At 73.4% G+C, this 17,525-nt stretch carries 14 protein-coding genes and 1 riboswitch; of the genes, 4 read left to right on the top strand and 10 right to left on the bottom strand.

Annotation, left to right across the window (positions count from 1 at the left end; genetic code table 11):
- The first annotated feature begins 119 nt into the window (after positions 1-119).
- Together cbiE and cobM are read left to right on the top strand one after the other, a co-directional pair.
- Positions 120-1,418: a precorrin-6y C5,15-methyltransferase (decarboxylating) subunit CbiE gene (gene cbiE, locus ACIBL4_RS22245; protein WP_399412639.1), complete on the top strand. Its 1,299-nt coding sequence runs from the start codon at positions 120-122 to the stop codon at positions 1,416-1,418.
- On the top strand, positions 1,415-2,164 hold the full coding sequence (cobM, locus tag ACIBL4_RS22240; RefSeq protein WP_399412637.1) for a precorrin-4 C(11)-methyltransferase: 750 nt from the start codon (positions 1,415-1,417) through the stop codon (positions 2,162-2,164). Before cbiE ends, cobM begins: the two co-directional genes overlap by 4 nt.
- 22 nt (positions 2,165-2,186) lie before the next feature.
- Here cobM and ACIBL4_RS22235 read toward each other — a convergent pair whose 3' ends face one another.
- A complete protein-coding gene (locus ACIBL4_RS22235; protein ID WP_399412635.1) occupies positions 2,187-3,305 on the bottom strand; it encodes a cobalt-precorrin-5B (C(1))-methyltransferase in 1,119 nt (372 codons plus the stop codon).
- An 18-nt stretch (positions 3,306-3,323) separates the two neighbouring features.
- On the opposite strand from ACIBL4_RS22235, the gene ACIBL4_RS22230 reads away from it, so the two are divergent.
- Entirely contained in the window at positions 3,324-4,088 is a 765-nt protein-coding gene (locus ACIBL4_RS22230) for a cobalt-precorrin-6A reductase (protein ID WP_399412633.1), read from the top strand.
- Between the two features lie 496 nt (positions 4,089-4,584).
- Here ACIBL4_RS22230 and ACIBL4_RS22225 read toward each other — a convergent pair whose 3' ends face one another.
- The 3 genes from ACIBL4_RS22225 to cobG are packed head-to-tail and all read right to left on the bottom strand — an operon-like array spanning position 4,585 to position 8,047.
- Positions 4,585-6,093: a precorrin-2 C(20)-methyltransferase gene (locus tag ACIBL4_RS22225; protein WP_399412631.1), complete on the bottom strand. Its 1,509-nt coding sequence runs from the start codon at positions 6,091-6,093 to the stop codon at positions 4,585-4,587.
- Positions 6,090-6,764 carry a precorrin-8X methylmutase gene (locus ACIBL4_RS22220; protein WP_399412629.1) on the bottom strand — a complete coding sequence of 225 codons (675 nt, stop codon included), beginning with the start codon at positions 6,762-6,764 and terminating at the stop codon, positions 6,090-6,092. The genes ACIBL4_RS22225 and ACIBL4_RS22220 overlap by 4 nt, the downstream gene beginning before the upstream one ends.
- Complete coding sequence (gene cobG, locus ACIBL4_RS22215) at positions 6,761-8,047, bottom strand: precorrin-3B synthase (protein ID WP_399412627.1); 1,287 nt, start codon at positions 8,045-8,047, stop codon at positions 6,761-6,763. The genes ACIBL4_RS22220 and cobG overlap by 4 nt, the downstream gene beginning before the upstream one ends.
- A 101-nt stretch (positions 8,048-8,148) precedes the next feature.
- A riboswitch (cobalamin riboswitch) is annotated at positions 8,149-8,225 on the top strand.
- 56 nt (positions 8,226-8,281) lie between these two features.
- Between cobG and cobN the strand changes: the two genes are divergently transcribed.
- Positions 8,282-11,908 carry a cobaltochelatase subunit CobN gene (gene cobN, locus ACIBL4_RS22210; RefSeq protein WP_399412625.1) on the top strand — a complete coding sequence of 1,209 codons (3,627 nt, stop codon included), beginning with the start codon at positions 8,282-8,284 and terminating at the stop codon, positions 11,906-11,908.
- 25 nt (positions 11,909-11,933) lie between these two features.
- Here cobN and ACIBL4_RS22205 read toward each other — a convergent pair whose 3' ends face one another.
- From ACIBL4_RS22205 to ACIBL4_RS22180, 6 genes are all read right to left on the bottom strand, one after another.
- The gene (locus tag ACIBL4_RS22205; protein WP_399412623.1) at positions 11,934-12,881 is read right to left on the bottom strand and encodes an MIP/aquaporin family protein; all 948 of its coding nucleotides are present in this window, start codon (positions 12,879-12,881) and stop codon (positions 11,934-11,936) included.
- A gap of 69 nt (positions 12,882-12,950) precedes the next feature.
- Positions 12,951-13,898 carry a (Fe-S)-binding protein gene (locus ACIBL4_RS22200; RefSeq protein WP_399413471.1) on the bottom strand — a complete coding sequence of 316 codons (948 nt, stop codon included), beginning with the start codon at positions 13,896-13,898 and terminating at the stop codon, positions 12,951-12,953.
- Positions 13,832-14,746, bottom strand: coding sequence for an FAD-binding oxidoreductase (locus ACIBL4_RS22195; RefSeq protein ID WP_399412621.1), 915 nt, complete (start codon positions 14,744-14,746; stop codon positions 13,832-13,834). Before ACIBL4_RS22195 ends, ACIBL4_RS22200 begins: the two co-directional genes overlap by 67 nt.
- 119 nt (positions 14,747-14,865) lie before the next feature.
- A complete protein-coding gene (locus tag ACIBL4_RS22190) occupies positions 14,866-15,732 on the bottom strand; it encodes an ABC transporter permease (RefSeq protein ID WP_399412619.1) in 867 nt (288 codons plus the stop codon).
- Positions 15,729-16,625 (bottom strand): ABC transporter permease, encoded by an 897-nt coding sequence (locus ACIBL4_RS22185; protein ID WP_399412616.1) that lies wholly within the window; start codon positions 16,623-16,625, stop codon positions 15,729-15,731. The genes ACIBL4_RS22190 and ACIBL4_RS22185 overlap by 4 nt, the downstream gene beginning before the upstream one ends.
- Positions 16,626-16,628: 3 nt before the next feature.
- Positions 16,629-17,525 (bottom strand): ABC transporter ATP-binding protein (locus tag ACIBL4_RS22180; protein ID WP_399412614.1); only part of this gene is annotated, 897 nt, incomplete at its 5' end.

Genomic DNA, 17,525 nt, shown 5'->3' with positions numbered 1-17,525 from the left:
GGGACGGGGCCGGGGCGGTCACCGCGCCGGGCCGGGGCAGCTGCCCCCGAGCAGAGGTGTGCTGGTCAGCGCCCAGTAGAGTGCGCCTCTGTTGCCCCCGAGCCCCGAGGTACCGCGCAGTGACCCCCGAACCCCCCGCACCGACCGCCGCCGTGACCGTCGTCGGGCTCGGGGCCGACGGCTGGGCCGGACTGCCCGACGCCTCCCGCACCGCCCTTCGCGACGCCGAGGTCCTCATCGGCGGGCCCCGCCAGCTGGACCTGCTGCCGCCGGAGTGCACCGGGCAGCGCGTCGCCTGGCCCTCGCCGCTGCGGCCCGCCGTCCCCGGCCTGCTCGCCGCGCACGCCGACCGCCGGATCGCCGTACTGGCCAGCGGGGACCCCATGTTCTACGGCATCGGCCGCGCCCTCGCCGAGGAGACCGGCGCCCTGCGCGTCCTGCCGCACCCCTCCTCCGTCTCCTACGCCGCCGCCCGGCTCGGCTGGCCGCTGGAGGACGTGGAGGTCGTCACGCTCGTCGGCCGGCCCGCCGCCCGCCTGGCCGCCGCCCTCCACGACAACCGGCGGCTCCTCGTCCTCAGCGCGGACGCCGGCACCCCCGGCGAGGTCGCCGCCCTGCTGCGGGACCGGGGCTTCGGGCCCAGCCGGATGCGCGTCCTCGAACAGCTCGGCGGCGACCGGGAACGCGTGACCGCCGAGTCCACCGCCGACGACTGGCCCGCTGAGCGGCCGCCCGGCGATCCGCTCAACATCGTGGCCGTGGAGTGCCGCCATGCTCCCGACGCCCTGCGGCTCGGCGCCGTGCCCGGGCTCCCGGACGAGGCGTACGAGCACGACGGGCAGCTCACCAAGCGGCACGTCCGCGCCGCCACGCTCGGCGTGCTCGCCCCCGCACCCGGCGAACTGCTGTGGGACATCGGCGGCGGCTCCGGCTCGATCGCCGTCGAGTGGATGCGCACCCACCCGTCGTGCCGCGCGGTCACCGTGGAGCGGGACCCGGCGCGCGCCGCACGGATCAGCCGCAACGCCGACCGGCTCGGCGTGCCCCAACTACGCGTCGTCACCGGCGCGGCGCCCGCCGTCCTCGCCGAACTCCCGCCCCCCGACGCCGTGTTCGTCGGCGGCGGGCTCACCGCGCCCGGCCTCCTCGACGCCTGCTGGGAGGCGCTGCCCGGCGGCGGGCGGCTGGTCGCCAACACCGTGACGCTGGAGTCCGAGGCCCTGCTCGCCGACGCCCACCGGCGCCACGGCGGCGAACTCGTGCGGCTCGCCGTGGCACACGCCGTGCCGGTGGGAGGCTTCACCGGGTGGCGGCAGGCGATGCCCGTGACCCAGTGGGCCGTACGGAAAACGCCCGACACGTCTTCAGGACATTCTTCAGGACATTCTTCAGGACCTTCTTCAGGAGCAGACAGATGACCGTGTACTTCATCGGCGCCGGACCCGGTGCCGCCGACCTGATCACGGTGCGCGGCGCCCGCACGCTCGCCGCCTGCCGGGTCTGTCTGTACGCGGGCAGCCTGGTCCCGCGCGAACTGCTCGCCGAATGCCCGCCGGACGCCCGGCTGGTGGACACCGCGCAGCTCGACCTGGACCAGATCACCGCCGAGTTGCTGCGCGCCCACGAGGAGGGGCACGACGTGGCCCGGCTGCACTCCGGGGACCCCGCCGTGTTCAGCGCGGTCGCCGAGCAGATGCGGCGGCTGGACGCGGCCGGGGTGCCCTACGAGGTCGTCCCGGGCGTCCCCGCCTTCGCCGCCGCGGCCGCTGCCCTGAAGCGGGAGCTGACCGTGCCGACCGTCGGCCAGACCGTGATCCTCACCCGCGTCGCCAACCGGGCCACCGCCATGCCCGAGGGAGAGGACCTGGCCACCCTCGGCCGCAGCGGCGCGCTGATCGTGCTGCACCTGGCCGCCAGGTACGTGGACCGCGTGGTCGCCGAGCTCCTCCCGCACTACGGCGCCGACTGCCCCGCCGCGGTCGTCGCCTACGCCTCCCGCCCCGACGAGCTGATCATCCGCGGCACCCTCGACGAGATCGCGGGGAAGACGAAGGAGGCCCGTGTGCTGCGCACGGCCGTGATCATGGTGGGGCGGACGCTCGGGGCGGAACAGTTCCGGGACAGCCACCTGTACTCGCCGGAGCGGGAACGCCACGTGTGCTGAACGCGGTGAGCGGCCTTCGTCGTCAGGCCGGCGTGCTGCGCCCGACCACCGTCCCGGCCCGGTCGATGCAGATCACGTCGACCACGACGGGCGCCCCGCGCAGCACGGTCAGGGCCTCGTCGCGGGCGGTCGTGGCGACCAGGTCGCCGAGCGGCACCCCGGCGGCCAGGCACGACTGGAGCGCGGCGAGCCCGGTGTTGGCGTCCGCCACCTCGGCGGCCAGCGCCTCGTCCGCGCCGCCGCGCCGGGCCAGCTCGGCGAGGAAGCCCTTGTCGACCTGGGAGCGGCCCGAGTGCAGGTCGAGGTGCCCGGCGGCGAGCTTGGAGAGCTTGGCGAAGCCGCCGCAGATGGTCAGGCGGTCGACGGGGTGGCGGCGGATGTACTTGAGCACGGCGCCCGCGAAGTCGCCCATGTCGAGCAGGGCGTCCTCGGGCAGCCCGTACTCGGCCACGACGGTCTTCTCCGACGTCGACCCCGTGCACCCGGCGACATGCCTGCGCCCCGCCGCCCGCGCGACGTCCACGCCCCGCCGGATGGAGTCGATCCACGCCGAGCAGGAGTACGGGACGACGATGCCGGTCGTGCCGAGGATGGACAGGCCGCCCAGGATGCCGAGCCGGGGGTTCCAGGTGGAGCGGGCGATCTCCTCGCCGTGGTCGACGGAGACGGTGATCTCGACGTCGCCCTGGGCGTCGTGCCGGGCGGCGACCTCGGCGACGTGGTCGCGCATCATCTGCCGGGGGACCGGATTGACGGCCGGTTCGCCGACGGGCAGGGGCAGGCCGGGGCGGGTGACGGTGCCGACCCCGGGACCTGCTTTGAACACCACCCCGGACCCGGCGGGCAGCCGCCGTACCGTGACCCGGACCAGTGCGCCGTGCGTGACGTCCGGGTCGTCCCCGGCGTCCTTCACGACCCCCGCCGTCGCGTGCCCGTCTCCCAGCTCCTCGACGGCCAGCGCGAACGACGGCGTCTGCCCCTTCGGCAGGGTGATGGTCACGGGGTCGGGAAACTCGCCGGTCAGCAGGGCGGTGTATGCCGCTGTCGTGGCCGCCGTCGCACAGGCGCCGGTGGTCCAGCCGGGCCGCAGGCCGGTGTGCTCCAGCTGGGCCCTGCGGCCGCCCTTCACTTCGCTGCTCATGAACGGACCTGGACTTCCATGCACGTACTGATTCTCGGCGGCACCACGGAGGCCCGCCGTCTTGCCGAACTGCTCCACGACACGCCCGGCCTGACCCTGACCAGCTCCCTCGCCGGGCGGGTGGCCAGCCCCCGCCTGCCTCCGGGCGAGGTCCGGATCGGCGGCTTCGGCGGGGCGGAGGGGCTGGCCGCGTGGCTGCGCGAGCACCGGGTGGACGTGCTCATCGACGCCACCCATCCTTTCGCCGGGACCATCAGTTTCCACGCGGCGCGGGCCGCCGCCACCGCCCATGTTGCCCTGCTCGCCCTGCGGCGCCCCGGCTGGGTCCCCGTCGAGGGCGACGACTGGCACGACGCCGGCTCCCTGGAGGAGGCCGCGCGGCTGCTGCCCGCGCTGGGCCGGCGCGTGTTCCTCACGACCGGACGCATGGGCCTGGCCGCGTTCGCCGGTCTGGACGACCTGTGGTTCCTGGTCCGGTCCGTGGACGCGCCCGAGCCCCCGCACCCGTCCCGCATGGACGTGCTGCTCGACCGCGGCCCGTTCACCCTCGACGGCGAACGCGAGCTGCTGCGCCGGCACCGTATCGACGTCGTGGTGACCAAGGACAGCGGGGGAGCGGCCACCGCCCCGAAACTCACGGCGGCCCGGGAGGCCGGCCTGCCGGTCCTCGTGATCCGCCGTCCCCCGGTCCCCGAGGGCGTCCCGGTCGTGCCCGGGCCGGAGGAGGCGGCGCGGTGGGTCGGGGAGTGGTCCCACGGGCGTGGGTTCCCGGCGACCGGCTGAAACCGGCCTGACCGGGAGCCGGGCTGACCGGGAGCCGGGCTGACCGGGAGCCGGGCTGACCGGGAGCCGGGCTGACCGGGAGCCGGCCGGGCCGGAGGCGCCCCGACCCGGCCGCGGTCGCCCGGTGCGCGGCCCCGCCTCGTGTCCGTGTCCGGGTGGTCTGTTTTCCGGGGGCGTTGAACAGGCGGACGCCGGCCAGGGCGGCTCGGTGGGTCGGGGCGCCCGGTCCGTTCGCCGCCATGCCCCTGGCCGACCTCGATGCCGATGTCGGTGCCGACGTCGTGCGCGTGGACCACCCGGGCGGCCCCGGCCTCGCGCGTCCGCGAGCGCGGGTTCCCGGCCAGGTTGGAGATCCGGCCTGGCCCCGGGGCGCCCCGGCCCGGCCGGGGTTGTCCGGTGCACGGCCTCGCCCCCGTCCGCGCCCAGGCCTGCTCTCCGGTCTCCGGGAAGGCGGCGAGGAGTTTTCCGGCACGCGGCGAGTCGCCCCCGTGCCCCCTCACGCCTCCGGATACCGGCGCGGCGTCCACACGATCTCCTCGCCGCCCCCGCGCCGGACGGCCCGGGTCTGGGAGGAGCCGATCAGGAGGATCGTGCGCATGTCGACCTCGGCCGGGTCCAGGTCGGCCAGGCGGACGATCCGGACGCGTTCGCCGGTGCCGCCCACGTCCCGTGCCACCACGACCGGGGTGTCCGGTGCCCGGTGCTCCAGCAGCAGCTCGCGGGCCTTGCCCACCTGCCAGGTGCGGCTGCGCGAGCCGGGGTTGTACAGGGCGAGGACCAGGTCCGCCGAGGCCGCAGCGTGCAGCCGTTCGGCGATGACCTCCCAGGGCTTGAGCCGGTCGGAGAGGGAAATCGCGGCGTAGTCGTGGCCGAGCGGGGCGCCCGCCCGGGCCGCTGCCGCGTTGGCGGCGGTCACGCCCGGCAGCACCCGCACCGGGACGTCGGCGTACTCCTCCTGGGACGCGGCCTCCAGGACGGCCGTCGCCATGGCGAACACGCCCGGGTCGCCGCCGGAGACGACCGCGACCCGCCGCCCGCGCCGGGCCAGGTCGAGGGCGAACTCGGCGCGCTCCGACTCGACCCGGTTGTCCGAGCCGTGCCGGACCTGCCCGGGCCGCCGCGGCACCCGGTCGAGGTAGGTCGTGTAGCCGACCAGGTCGTCGGCGGCGGCCAGCGCACCCCGGGTCTCGGGCGTCAGCCACAGCGGACCGGCCGGCCCGGTCCCGACCACGACGACCTCGCCCCGCTCCGGGTTCTCCTGCCGCTCGGCGTCGACCCGGCTGGGCAGCACGGCCACCGAGAAGTACGGCACCGACTCCGCGTCCACGTCGGCCAGTACGGCCAGCCGCTCCCCAGCCATGGTGGCCCGCTCGACGTACCGGGCGTCGTCCAGCCGCCCCGAACCCTCCAGCGCACTGCGCACCTTGGTGAAGGTCCGTCCCAGCTTCATCACCACGGCCGCGTCGGTCGAGGCGAGACGTGCGGTCAGCTCCTCCTCGGACAGGGTGCCCGGCAGGATCGTCAGCACCTCCTCGCCCTCGGCGAGCGGCGTGCCCAACCGCGCGGCGGCGGCGGACACGGACGTGACGCCGGGGATCACCTCGGTGTCGTAGCGGTCGGCGAGTCGCTTGTGCATGTGCATGTAGGAGCCGTAGAAGAGCGGATCGCCCTCGGCGAGGACCGCGACCGTCCGCCCCGCGTCCAGGTGCGCGGCGAGCCGGGCCGCCGCCTCGGCGTAGAACTCCTCGATCGCGCCCTGGTAACCGCCGGGATGGTCGGTGGTCTCGGTGGTGACCGGGTAGACCAGCCGCTCCTCGATGTGGTCGGCGCGGATGTGCTGCGCCGCGATCGAACGGGCGATCGACCGGCCGTGCCGGGCACTGTGGTACGCGATCACGTCCGCCTCGGCGATGACCTCCACGGCCCGCAGGGTCATCAGGGACGGGTCACCCGGACCGAGCCCGACTCCGTACAGCCGCCCCGCTGTGGACTGCTCGCCGCTCACTCTTCCTCACTCGCGATCGCGTTGAGCGCGGCGGCGGCCATGGCGCTGCCGCCGCGACGGCCGCGCACGACCAGGTGCTCGAGACCGGACGGATGCGCGGCCAGGGCGTCCTTGGACTCGGCGGCCCCGACGAAGCCCACCGGCACGCCGATCACGGCGGCCGGGCGCGGAGCCCCCTCCTCGATCATCTCCAGCAGCCGGAACAGCGCGGTCGGCGCGTTGCCGACGGCCACCACCGAGCCCTCCAGCCGGTCCCGCCACAGCTCCATCGCCGCGGCGCTGCGCGTGGTCCCCAGCTTCGCGGCCAGCTCCGGCACGGACGGGTCGGAGAGCGTGCAGAGCACGTCGTTGCCGGCCGGCAGCCGCTTGCGCGTCACCCCGCTGGCCACCATCTGCACGTCGGTGAAGATGGGCGCGCCCGCGCGCAGGGCCGCACGGGCCCGGGCGACCACGGCAGGCGTGTAGGCCAGGTCCCGTACGAGGTCGACCATCCCGCAGGCGTGGATCATCCGGACCGCGACCTGGCTGACGTCGGCGGGCAGGGCCGCGAGGTCCGCCTCCGCGCGGATGGTGGCGAAGGACTGACGGTAGATGGCCGCGCCGTCCTTCTCGTAGTCGTACGTGGTCACGGTGGTCTTCTCGCTGCTCTCGGTCGTCGTAGGAGTGGTCATGAGGTGATCTCCGCCAGGGCGGCGGCGAGTCGGGTGGGGTCGTTCATCGTGCTGGTCCGGGGTTCCTCGCCGCGTACGGCGGTGGAGAGCCGGTAGCCGCCGTCCGGAGCGGCGACCACGTCGACGCGGTCGCCCCGGGGGTGTCCGCAGCGGCGTTCGCAGCCGGACCAGTACAGGGGCAGGCCGTGCTGGGGGACCGCGCCGAGGGTTTCGGCCGCGTCGGTCCGTACGTCGGCCTGCGACTTGGCGCATCCGGGCCTGCCGACGCAGGCGCCGACGCGCAGCCAGGGGGAGTGGGGGTCGGTCACGAGGCCGGTGGCGGCGAGGCGGGCGAGGGACTCGTCGGCGTCGGTCCCCTGTGTGGGAAGAACCACACCGCGCCACGGCGTCAGACGCAGCTCACCGGCGGCGACGCGCGTCAGTTCCCGCCACTGGTCCGCCGAGAGCCGCCCCAGAGGGACGTGCACGCAGAGGCCGTCACCGACGACTCCCGGGGGCGGTCCGTCCATGCGGCCGGTCTCCCGGGCCCGCCGTTCGTGGCGTATGCCCTCGGCGGTCAGACGCCGGCCGACAGCATCGAGCAACTCGCCTTCAGGCAGGGCGAGTTCATCCACCCGCCAGACCTGTGCCCCGCTCTCCCGGACCGCCTCCAGGAACGTCTCCGCCGCCAGCAGCGCGGCCCGCGCCGCCTCCCCGACTGGGACAGCCAGCGCCTCTCCGGCCGCTCCGAGGGCCAGGTGCGCACCGCCGTCCGCCGCCGCCCGTACCGTCACATCGGCATCGAGCCCGGCCACGTCTCCGCGCCCGTCGTCGAGTGCGAACAGGAAACGCCCCGACAGGGCCTGTGCCGCCTCGGTCGCGCACAGCGCCGCGTCGAGGGCCGTCAGCCAGGGCCGTACGTCCAGCGCGCCCCGCCCGTCGAGACCGGACAGCGGCGAGGCCACGATGTTGCGCACCCGCTCGTGCCCGCGCGAGGGCAGCAGCCCGGCGGCGTCCAGCAGCCCGGCCAACTCCCCGCCGCAGCCGCCGTCCAGACCTCGCAACTGCACGTTGCCGCGCGAGGTCAGATGCAGGTCGCCGTCGCCCAGCCGCCCCGCCGCGTCGGCGAGCGCATCCGCCTGACGCACGGTCAGGACCCCGCCGGGGACCCGGACTCGGGCCAGCGCGCCGTCGTCCGCCGCGTGCAGCCGCAGCGTCCCAGGGCAGGCGTCACCGCGGTCCCGGGAGACCGCTGTGGCCTGGGGCGATGAACGGAGGGCAGGCGTGGACATGGCGGCGAGCATACCTACCATCACACCCGGTGTATGCCCCGCCCTTTTCCCCCGCCCCTTACTATGCTCCTCGGTGGATCATCCGGTCCGCCGACGCCACGACGGCGACAGGGGAGGAAGCCCGGTGCGAATCCGGCGCGGTCCCGCCACTGTGAGCCCGGCCCCCACCGGCCGGGCGAGCCAGGAACTCCCGCCGTCCCACCACCCGCCCGGGGCGCGGACACCCCGAGGAAGGCCAGCCGCCGCATGCTGCACTCAGCCGGGGAACGACTCCCGAACCCCCGCATCCTGCTCCTGTCGACCTCCGACACCGACCTGCTCAGCGCCCGCGCGGCCGCCGGCCCGGTCCCGTACCGCTTCGCCAACCCCTCCCGCCTCGCCCTCGACGACCTCCCCGCCCTCCTCGACGGCGTCGGCCTGGTCGTCGTACGCCTGCTCGGCGGCATCCGGGCCTGGCAGGACGGACTCGACCTGCTCCTCGCCGACGGCCGCCCGGTCGTCGTCCTCACCGGCGAGCAGGCCCCCGACGCCCAGCTGATGGCGTCCTCCACGGTCCCCATCGGCATCGCGGCCGAGGCCCACGCCTACCTCGCCCACGGCGGCCCCGCCAACCTGGAGCAGCTCGCCCGCTTCCTCTCCGACACGGTCCTGCTCACCGGCCACGGCTTCGAGGCCCCGGCGGCCGCCCCCACCTGGGGCCCGCTGCCCCGGGAGGGCCGGGAGACCGACGGCCCGACCGTCGCCGTGCTCTACTACCGGGCCCACCACATGAGCGGCAACACCGCCTTCGTCGGCGCCCTGTGCGACGCGATCGAGGACGCGGGCGGCCGGCCCCTGCCCCTGTACGTCGCCTCCCTGCGCGCCCCCGAGCCCGAGCTGATCGAGGAACTGCGCGCCGCCGACGCCATCGTCACCACCGTCCTCGCCGCCGGCGGCACCAGGCCCGCCGAGGCATCGGCCGGCGGCGACGACGAGTCCTGGGACGCGGGTGCGCTCACCGCCCTCGACGTGCCGATCCTCCAGGCTCTGTGCCTCACCGGCTCACGGACCGACTGGGCGGACAACGACGAGGGTGTCTCCCCGCTCGACGCGGCCAGCCAGATCGCCGTCCCCGAGTTCGACGGCCGCCTCATCACCGTCCCGTTCTCCTTCAAGGAGATCGACGCCGACGGCCTCCCGGCCTACGTCGCCGACCCCGAGCGCGCGGCCCGCGTCGCCGGAATCGCCGTACGCCACGCCCGGCTGAGCCACATCCGGCCAGCCGACAAGCGCCTCGCGCTGGTCCTGTCCGCCTACCCGACCAAGCACTCCCGCATCGGCAACGCGGTCGGCCTGGACACCCCCGCCAGCGCGATCGCCCTGCTGCGCCGGCTCCGCGACGAGGGCTACGACTTCGGAACGGATGCGGACGTGCCGGGCCTGGCCTCCGGCGACGGGGACGAGCTGATCCGCGCACTGATCGAGGCGGGCGGCCACGATCAGGACTGGCTCACCGAGGAGCAACTGGCCCGCAACCCGGTGCGGATCCCGGCGGCCGACTACCGCCGCTGGTTCGCCACGCTCCCCGAGGAACTGCGCACGGCCGTGGAGGAGCACTGGGGCCCGGCCCCCGGCGAGATGTTCGTCGACCGCAGCCGCAACCCCGAGGGCGACATCGTCCTCGCGGCCCTGCGCTTCGGCAACCTGCTGATCCTCATCCAGCCCCCGCGCGGCTTCGGCGAGAACCCGATCGCGATCTACCACGACCCGGATCTGCCGCCCTCCCACCACTATCTGGCCGCCTACCGCTGGATCGCCGCCCGCGCCGAGGACGGCGGCTTCGGCGCCGACGCGATGATCCACCTCGGCAAGCACGGCAACCTGGAGTGGCTGCCCGGCAAGAACGCCGGCCTGTCCGCCGCCTGCGGCCCCGACGCCGCCCTCGGCGACCTCCCCCTGATCTACCCGTTCCTGGTCAACGACCCCGGCGAGGGCACCCAGGCCAAGCGCCGCGTGCACGCCACCCTCGTCGACCACCTCGTCCCGCCCATGGCCCGCGCCGACTCCTACGGCGACATCGCGCGCCTGGAACAACTCCTCGACGAGTACGCCCAGATCTCCTCCATGGACCCCGCCAAGCTCCCGGCGATCCGCGCCCAGATCTGGACCCTCATCCAGGCCGCCCGGCTCGACCACGACCTCGGCCTGGAGGACCGCCCGGACGACGACGGCTTCGACGACTTCCTCCTGCACGTCGACGGCTGGCTCTGCGAGGTCAAGGACGCCCAGATCCGCGACGGCCTGCACGTCCTCGGCAACCCGCCGATGGGCGCCGACCGCGTCAATCTCGTCCTCGCCATCCTGCGGGCCCGCCAGATCTGGGGCGGTGCCACGGCCCTGCCCGGCCTGCGCGAGGCCCTCGGCCTGGACGAGTCCGCCGCGACCCGCACCACCGCCGACGCGGCCGAGGAGCGGGCCCGCGCCCTGGTCCAGGCGATGGAGGACGCGGGCTGGGACCCGGCCGCGGTCCCCGCCGAACACGGCGAACAGGTCGCCGCCGTCCTCGAGTTCGCGGCCCGCGAGGTCGTCCCGCGCCTCGCCGCGACCACCGCCGAGGTCGACCACACCGTCCACGCGCTCGCGGGCGGCTTCGTCCCCGCGGGCCCCTCGGGTTCCCCCCTGCGCGGCCTGGTCAACGTCCTCCCGACGGGCCGCAACTTCTACTCGGTCGACCCCAAGGCCGTCCCCTCCCGCCTCGCCTGGGAGACCGGCCAGGCCCTCGCCGACTCCCTCCTGGAGCGCTACCGCACCGACAACGGCGACTGGCCCACCTCCGTCGGCCTCTCCCTGTGGGGCACCAGCGCCATGCGCACGGCGGGCGACGACGTGGCCGAGGCACTCGCCCTGCTCGGTATCCGCCCCGTCTGGGACGACGCCTCCCGCCGGGTGACCGGCCTGGAGCCCGTCCCGTACGAGGAATTGGGCCGCCCCCGCATCGACGTCACCTTGCGCATCTCGGGCTTCTTCCGCGACGCCTTCCCGCACACCATCGGCCTGCTGGACGACGCCGTACGCCTGGCCGCGTCGCTGGACGAGCCGGCCGAGGCCAACCACGTACGGGCCCACGTCCAGGCGGACCTCGCCTCCCACGGTGACGAACGCCGCGCCACCACCCGCATCTTCGGCTCCCGCCCCGGCACGTACGGCGCCGGCCTGCTCCAGCTCATCGACTCCCGCGACTGGCGCACCGACGCCGACCTCGCCGAGGTCTACACCGTCTGGGGCGGCTACGCCTACGGCCGCGAACTCGACGGCCGCCCGGCGCGGGACGAGATGGAGACGGCCTACAAGCGGATCGCGGTCGCCGCGAAGAACACGGACACGCGCGAGCACGACATCGCCGACTCCGACGACTACTTCCAGTACCACGGCGGCATGGTGGCGACCGTCCGGGCGCTGCGCGGCACCGCCCCCGAGGCGTACATCGGCGACTCCACCCGCCCCGAGACGGTCCGCACCCGCACCCTCGTCGAGGAGACCTCCCGCGTCTTCCGCGCCCGGGTCGTCAACCCCAAGTGGATCGAGGCCATGCGCCGCCACGGCTACAAGGGCGCCTTCGAACTCGCCGCCACTGTGGACTACCTCTTCGGCTACGACGCCACGACCGGCGTGGTCGCCGACTGGATGTACGACAAGCTCACCGAGACCTACGTCCTGGACCCGGCCAACCGCGAGTTCCTCCAGCAGGCCAACCCCTGGGCCCTGCACGGCATCGCCGAACGCCTCCTGGAGGCCGAGAGCCGCGGGATGTGGGAGAAGCCCGACCCGGCCGTGCTGGAGGGCCTGCGGCAGGTGTACCTGGAGACGGAGGGCGACCTGGAGGGCGACGGGTGACCGGGCCCCGGCTCACTGCCCCGGCTCACTCCTCGTCGGAGGTGGTGGGGCGGGTCCGGCCGGTCTCCGGGAGCGGCTCGCCCTGCTGCGCCCGGACGTGGAGCACGTCACCGATGAACAGGTCGTACACCAGCACCCCGATCACGCCGCCGACGAGCGGTCCGACGATCGGGATCCACCAGTAGGCGCTGAACGCCCCCGACAAGCTGCCTGGGAACGCCAGCTCCCCCCAGCCCTCCATCCAGGTGAACAGGCGGGGGCCCAGGTCGCGGGCCGGGTTGATCGCGTAGCCCGCGTTCGCCCCGAAGGACATGCCGATGGCCGCCACGACGAACCCGATCACGAGGGGGCCGAGGTTCGCCTTCACGGCCGTGTTCCGCAGGTCGATGATCGCCACCACCAGCATGACCAGGAAGGCCGTGCCGACGACCTGGTCGATCAGCGGACCCCAGATGCCGCCGTGGAAGTACGGCGCCGGGAAGGTGGAGAAGATCGAGAACGAGGCGAGGGTGTGCCCGCCCGTCTTCGGCCCTTTCATGGCGTCGTCGAAGGTGTTGATGGCGTCGTGGTACACGGCGTAGACCAGTGCCGCGCCGGCCAGGGCGCCGAGCACCTGTGACACCCAGTAGGGGACGACCTTGACCCACGGGAACTTGCGGCGAACGGCGAAGGCCAGCGTCACCGCCGGATTGATGTGCGCACCGCTCACCCCGCCGGCCACATAGATACCGAGGATCACGGCCATGGCCCATCCCCAGGTGATCAGCAACCAGTCCCCGGCACCGAGGAAGAACGTGGTGGGCCCCTCGGTACGCCCTGAGCCGGGCAGCGCCGCGACCGCCATCGCGACCACGCCGCAACCGAAGGAGATGAGGACGAAGGTCCCCAGGAACTCCGAAAGGCATTCGCCCCACAAGCCTCCGCGGCGCCTGAGCCGAGAGGGCTTCAGAAGGGGCTGGATCTCGACGGCCATGATGATCCTCCCAGACACTCGCCCCGCGCCGGAACGCGGCTGCCTGTGCCGTTGTGGCCTGCTTTCGCTTCATGCCGTGTCGCCAAGGTAAATCCGTGCAGCGACTGCCGCGACTCGACACCGAGGCGACCCGGTACCTGACCAAGCGTAAGAGTGCCGATACGGAGCGTGTCGATAGCCTTGCAAGGAATACCGGCTTCGGCAGGGCGTGACTACTCGCGCCGCAGCGACCGCAGGGCGGCCCGGCCGGCCGCCGCCGCGGCGGTCGCCGCGAGGGCGGTGGCGCCGGCGGTGGCCGTCCACCGGGCCGTGCGGGAGGGCCGGCCGGGACGCGCGGCCAGGCGTTCCGGATGCTCGGACGGGAGGGTGCCCTCCATGCCGAGGGCCAGTTACTTCGGCCAGGTGCAGGGCACGCCGCCCGGTGTCGCCCTGGTCGATCTGGGTGCGGCAGCCGAAGCCGTCGACGAGCAGCAGGCTGCCGGGAGCCGCCCCGCGGACGGCGGGCAGGACACCCTGCTCGGCGGCGGCCATCGAGACCTCGTGATGTCCGTGCTCGAAACCGAAGTTGCCGGCGAGGCCGCAGCAGCCCTCGTCGAGGACGTCGGCGTCGGGACGGGCGCGGCGCATCAGCTCGCGGTCCGCGTCGAACTTCGTGATCGCGTGCTGGTGGCAGTGGGTCTGCACCGTCGCCCGCCGGGCCGGCCGAGGGGGTCGCCAGCCGTCGGGCGCGTGGTGGACGAGCTGTTCGGCGAAGGTGCGGACCTGCCCGGCCAGCCGCCGCACGTCCGGGTCGGCGGGCATCAGCTCGGGGGCGTCGGCGCGGAAGACGCCGGTGCAGGACGGTTCGAGGGCGATGACCGGGGTGCCCGCGTCCAGATGCGGCCGCAGGGTGTCGAGGGTGCGGCGCAGCACCTTCTGCGCGCGGGCCAGTTGGCCGGTGGAGATCCAGGTCAGGCCGCAGCACACCGGCCCGGCGGGCACGGCAACGCGGAACCCGGCGGCCTCCAGAACGCGCACGGTCGAGAGGGCGACCGAGGGGTGGAAGTAGGCGCTGAAGGTGTCGGGCCACAGCAGCACGGTGCGCGGATCGGCCGGGTCGGGTTCCTCGGTGCCGCGCCGCTGCCACCACTCGAGGAGGAGACGAGGTCGGCGGCCCGCCCCACGAAGCGCCGGAAGCCGGCCACGCCCTCGGCGGTCCTGAGTTCGAACGGGATGCGGGTGTGGACACAGCCCTGCCCGAAGTGCCCGTACAGGGACGGGCGGTCGTAGTCGAACTCCCCGAACAGCTTCCTCAGGTCCCGCAGATAGTCGCCGAGCCGCTCGGGCGGGACGGCCGAGTCCTCCCAGCCCTCCCACGTCTCCCGGTCGTGGGGCGGCCGTGCGGTGACGCCGAGCCCGGCCTCACGGGCCTTGGGCATCCGCTGCTCGCGCTTCGGGTCGTCGGAGAAGGTGACGGTGCGGTCCCTCTCGGACCGGCCGATGGCCCCCAGCAGGGCATGCGCCTGCTCGTCGACGGCGTCCCGGCTGTCGCCGAAGAACTGCAGCATCAGCCAGCTGTCGTCCTCCGGCAGGGCGTCCAGGGACTCCAGGTAGGCGCGCTCCTCGCGCATCAGCTGGGCCATGCGCCCGTCCAGGGCCTCCAACTGGCCGGGGGCGCAGTGCTCCAGCGGGCGGGGGACGTCGTCGGCGGCCGTGCAGATGTCGTCGTAGCCGAGGACCAGCAGCGACTGGTACGCGGGCCCGTCGGTCGAGTAGGCGCCCCGGCTGCCCGCGTCGAACCTGACCTCGGCGTCCACCTCCTCACTCAGCGCCGCCGCCAGCCCGGCCACATCGGCCCCGGAGCCGTGGAAAGGGGTGCGCGCCATCGGGTGAACCACCTCCCCGAGCCGTCGACCGCGCGCGACGTCCGGCCGCGCCGGGACGGCTCTCCGCCTGCCGCTCCCGGCTACCCGACCGTGCCGAACGCAAGGGTGGACTCACACCCTCATACGGCCTCGCCTCCGGGGTTGGCGATCCCTGCGGTGTTCTCGACCGACAGCAGGGAGTTCTGCCGTCCGGAGCCGAGCCAGCGCACGAGGGCCACCAGGGCGAGGGCGAGGATGGCGAAGGCGATGAGGATGGCGCTGATCGCGGTGACGCTGGGGTCGATGTCGAAGGTGAGGGAGTTGTAGACCTGTACTGGGAGGGTGACGGTGTCGACGGAGGAGAGGAACTGGGAGATGTAGAACTCGTCGAAGCTGGTGATGAAGGAGAAGATCGCGGCGGCGATCATGCCGGGGGCGGCGAGGGGGAAGGTGATGCGCCGGGCGATGGTGAGGCGTCCGGCGCCCATGCTGGCGGCGGCGTCCTCGAGGCGTTCGTCGATGCCGTGCAGGGTCGCGATGAGGATGAGTACCGCGATCGGTGAGGCGAGCACGGTGTGGCCGAGGGCGATGGCGATGGGGCTGCCCAGCATGGAGGCGGGTTCGAAGAGCAGGAACAGGCCCAGGGCGGTGACGATCTGGGGGATGAGCAGGGGTCCGAGGACCAGGGCGTAGACCGCGGAGCGCAGCGGGAGTTCGCTTCGGGTCAGTGCGGTCGCCGCGGTCACGCCGATGATCAGTGAGAAGACGGTACTCAGGCAGGCGACGAACGCGCTGAGCGTCAGGGCGGCCGGCCATTTGCTGCCGTCGGCGAACAGTGCCTTGTACCAGTTCAGTGTCCACACTTCCGGTGGGAAGGAGGCGAAGGCGTTGTTGCTGAAGGAGGTGATCAGGATGACGACGATCGGCAGGGCCAGGAACAGCAGGATGACGGTGGCGACGGCGGTCAGGGCGATCCGTCCGGCGATGGTCTTGCGCAGCTCCATCATGACGTCCTCCGCTTCTTACGGCTGGCGCCGAAGGAGGTCATGACCTTGACCAGCAGCAGTCCCGCGAAGGTGAGCAGCAGCAGGATGACGCCCTGGGCGGCCGCCCCGTTCCACTGGTTCTCCTTCGTCACCTGCTGGTTGATGAGGGTGGCGATCATCGTCTGGTTGGGGCCGCCCATCAGGGCGGGGGTGATGTAGTAGCCCAGCGAGAGGATGAAGCTGAGCAGTCCGGCACTGGCCAGCCCGGGGGCGACCAGGGGCAGGTAGATCCGGCGGAAGATCGTCACGCGTCCGGCGCCCATGCTGGAGGCCGCCGCGAGCAGGCGGCGGTCCACGCCGCGCATCACGCCGTACAGCAGCAGCACGGTGTAGGGCAGCATCATGGAGGTGGTGCCGATGACCACGCCGATCTCGTTGTAGAGCAGTTGGAAGGGTGCCCCCGGTACCGACAGGCCGGTCAGGGTCTCGTTCACCAGGCCCTTGTCGCCGAGGAGGATGATCCAGCCGTAGGTGCGCACCAGGGCGCTGATGAAGTGCGGCACGACCACGATCAGCATCGCCAGGCCCGCCCACAGGGGCTTGAGGCGCGAGATCGCGTTGGCGAGGAGAAAGCCGAAGACGAGGCTCAGCAGCGCGGTCTCGGCGGAGATCCGCAGCGTGGTGAACAGCACCGAGAGGTTGACCCCGGTCAACGCGTCGGCGTACCAGTGCAGGGTGAGGGAGCCGTCGGTGTTCTTCAGGCTGAGCAACAGCGTGCTGAGGATCGGGTAGACGAACAGCACCAGCAGGTAGACGACGACCGGCAGCGCGTAGAGGATCCCGGCCCGGGTGCGGCGGGAGGCCAGCAGCTTGCGGGGTCGGGCGGGGGCGTTGGCGGTGAGGGTGGCGGCCATGGGTCACCCGTCCTGTTCTACGGGGAAGAGGTTGACGTCCTCGGGGTCGACGGTGATGCCGATCCGCTCGCCGGTGACGGGCCCGCGGCCGGCCGGTACCTCAAGGCGCAGCAGCGGCGCGTCGCCGCCGTCGATGCGCACCCCCGCGCGGACCAGAGTGCCGACGTACGTGGCTGTCTCGACCGTGCCGGTACAGAAACCGTCGTCCGGGGCGCAGGCCCGCAGCCGGCCCGGCTGGACGGCGACCTTGACCGGGGTGCCGGAGGCCAGGTCGTGGCGTCGTGCCTTCAGCAGACCGCCGGACTCGGTGAGGCGGACGACAGTGTGTTCATCGGTGTTCTGCAGCACGCGGCCGGGCAGGAAGTTGGCCGCGCCCAGGAAGTCCGCCACGAACGGGGTCCTGGGCCGCTCGAACAGCTCCCTCGGGGTGTCGAACTGCTCGATCAGGCCGTTGCGCATCACCGCGATCCGGTCGGACATGACCAGCGCCTCCTCTTGGTCGTGCGTCACGTAGATGACGGTCAGGCCGAGTTCCTGCTGGATGGCCTTGATCTCGACCTGGAGCTGGTCGCGGAGCTTCTTGTCCAGCGCGCCCAGCGGCTCGTCCATGAGGATGACCGGCGGGCGGTAGACCAGCGCCCGGCACAGCGCCACACGCTGCTGCTGACCACCCGACAACTCACGCGGCTTGCGGCCGCCGAACCCGGACAGGCCGGCGATCTCCAGGGTCTCCCCGACGCGCTTGCGGATCTCGTGCTTCGGCACTCCGCGCAGGGTGAGGGGGAAGGCGACGTTCTCACTGACCGTCATGTGCGGGAAGAGCAGGTACTGCTGGAACACGAAGCCGAGGCCTCGTTTCTGCGGGGCGAGCTGGGTGACGTCGCGGTCTCCGACGGTGAT

This window comes from Streptomyces sp. NPDC050416, from assembly GCF_044458845.1.
Classification (GTDB): domain Bacteria; phylum Actinomycetota; class Actinomycetes; order Streptomycetales; family Streptomycetaceae; genus Streptomyces.
The sequence above is the reverse complement of the archived record's forward strand: the minus strand, read 5'-3'. Positions and strand labels throughout refer to the sequence as shown.

Coding starts and splice junctions, on each gene's coding strand:
- cobG (WP_399412627.1), bottom strand. CDS start 8,047: ATGCTCGCCGCCATGTCCACGCCTGCCCTCCGTTCATCGCCCCAGGCC.
- ACIBL4_RS22205 (WP_399412623.1), bottom strand. CDS start 12,881: ATGGCCGTCGAGATCCAGCCCCTTCTGAAGCCCTCTCGGCTCAGGCGC.
- cobM (WP_399412637.1), top strand. CDS start 1,415: ATGACCGTGTACTTCATCGGCGCCGGACCCGGTGCCGCCGACCTGATC.
- ACIBL4_RS22185 (WP_399412616.1), bottom strand. CDS start 16,625: ATGGCCGCCACCCTCACCGCCAACGCCCCCGCCCGACCCCGCAAGCTG.
- ACIBL4_RS22190 (WP_399412619.1), bottom strand. CDS start 15,732: ATGATGGAGCTGCGCAAGACCATCGCCGGACGGATCGCCCTGACCGCC.
- ACIBL4_RS22235 (WP_399412635.1), bottom strand. CDS start 3,305: ATGAGCAGCGAAGTGAAGGGCGGCCGCAGGGCCCAGCTGGAGCACACC.
- cobN (WP_399412625.1), top strand. CDS start 8,282: ATGCTGCACTCAGCCGGGGAACGACTCCCGAACCCCCGCATCCTGCTC.
- ACIBL4_RS22195 (WP_399412621.1), bottom strand. CDS start 14,746: ATGGCGCGCACCCCTTTCCACGGCTCCGGGGCCGATGTGGCCGGGCTG.
- ACIBL4_RS22220 (WP_399412629.1), bottom strand. CDS start 6,764: ATGACCACTCCTACGACGACCGAGAGCAGCGAGAAGACCACCGTGACC.
- ACIBL4_RS22230 (WP_399412633.1), top strand. CDS start 3,324: ATGCACGTACTGATTCTCGGCGGCACCACGGAGGCCCGCCGTCTTGCC.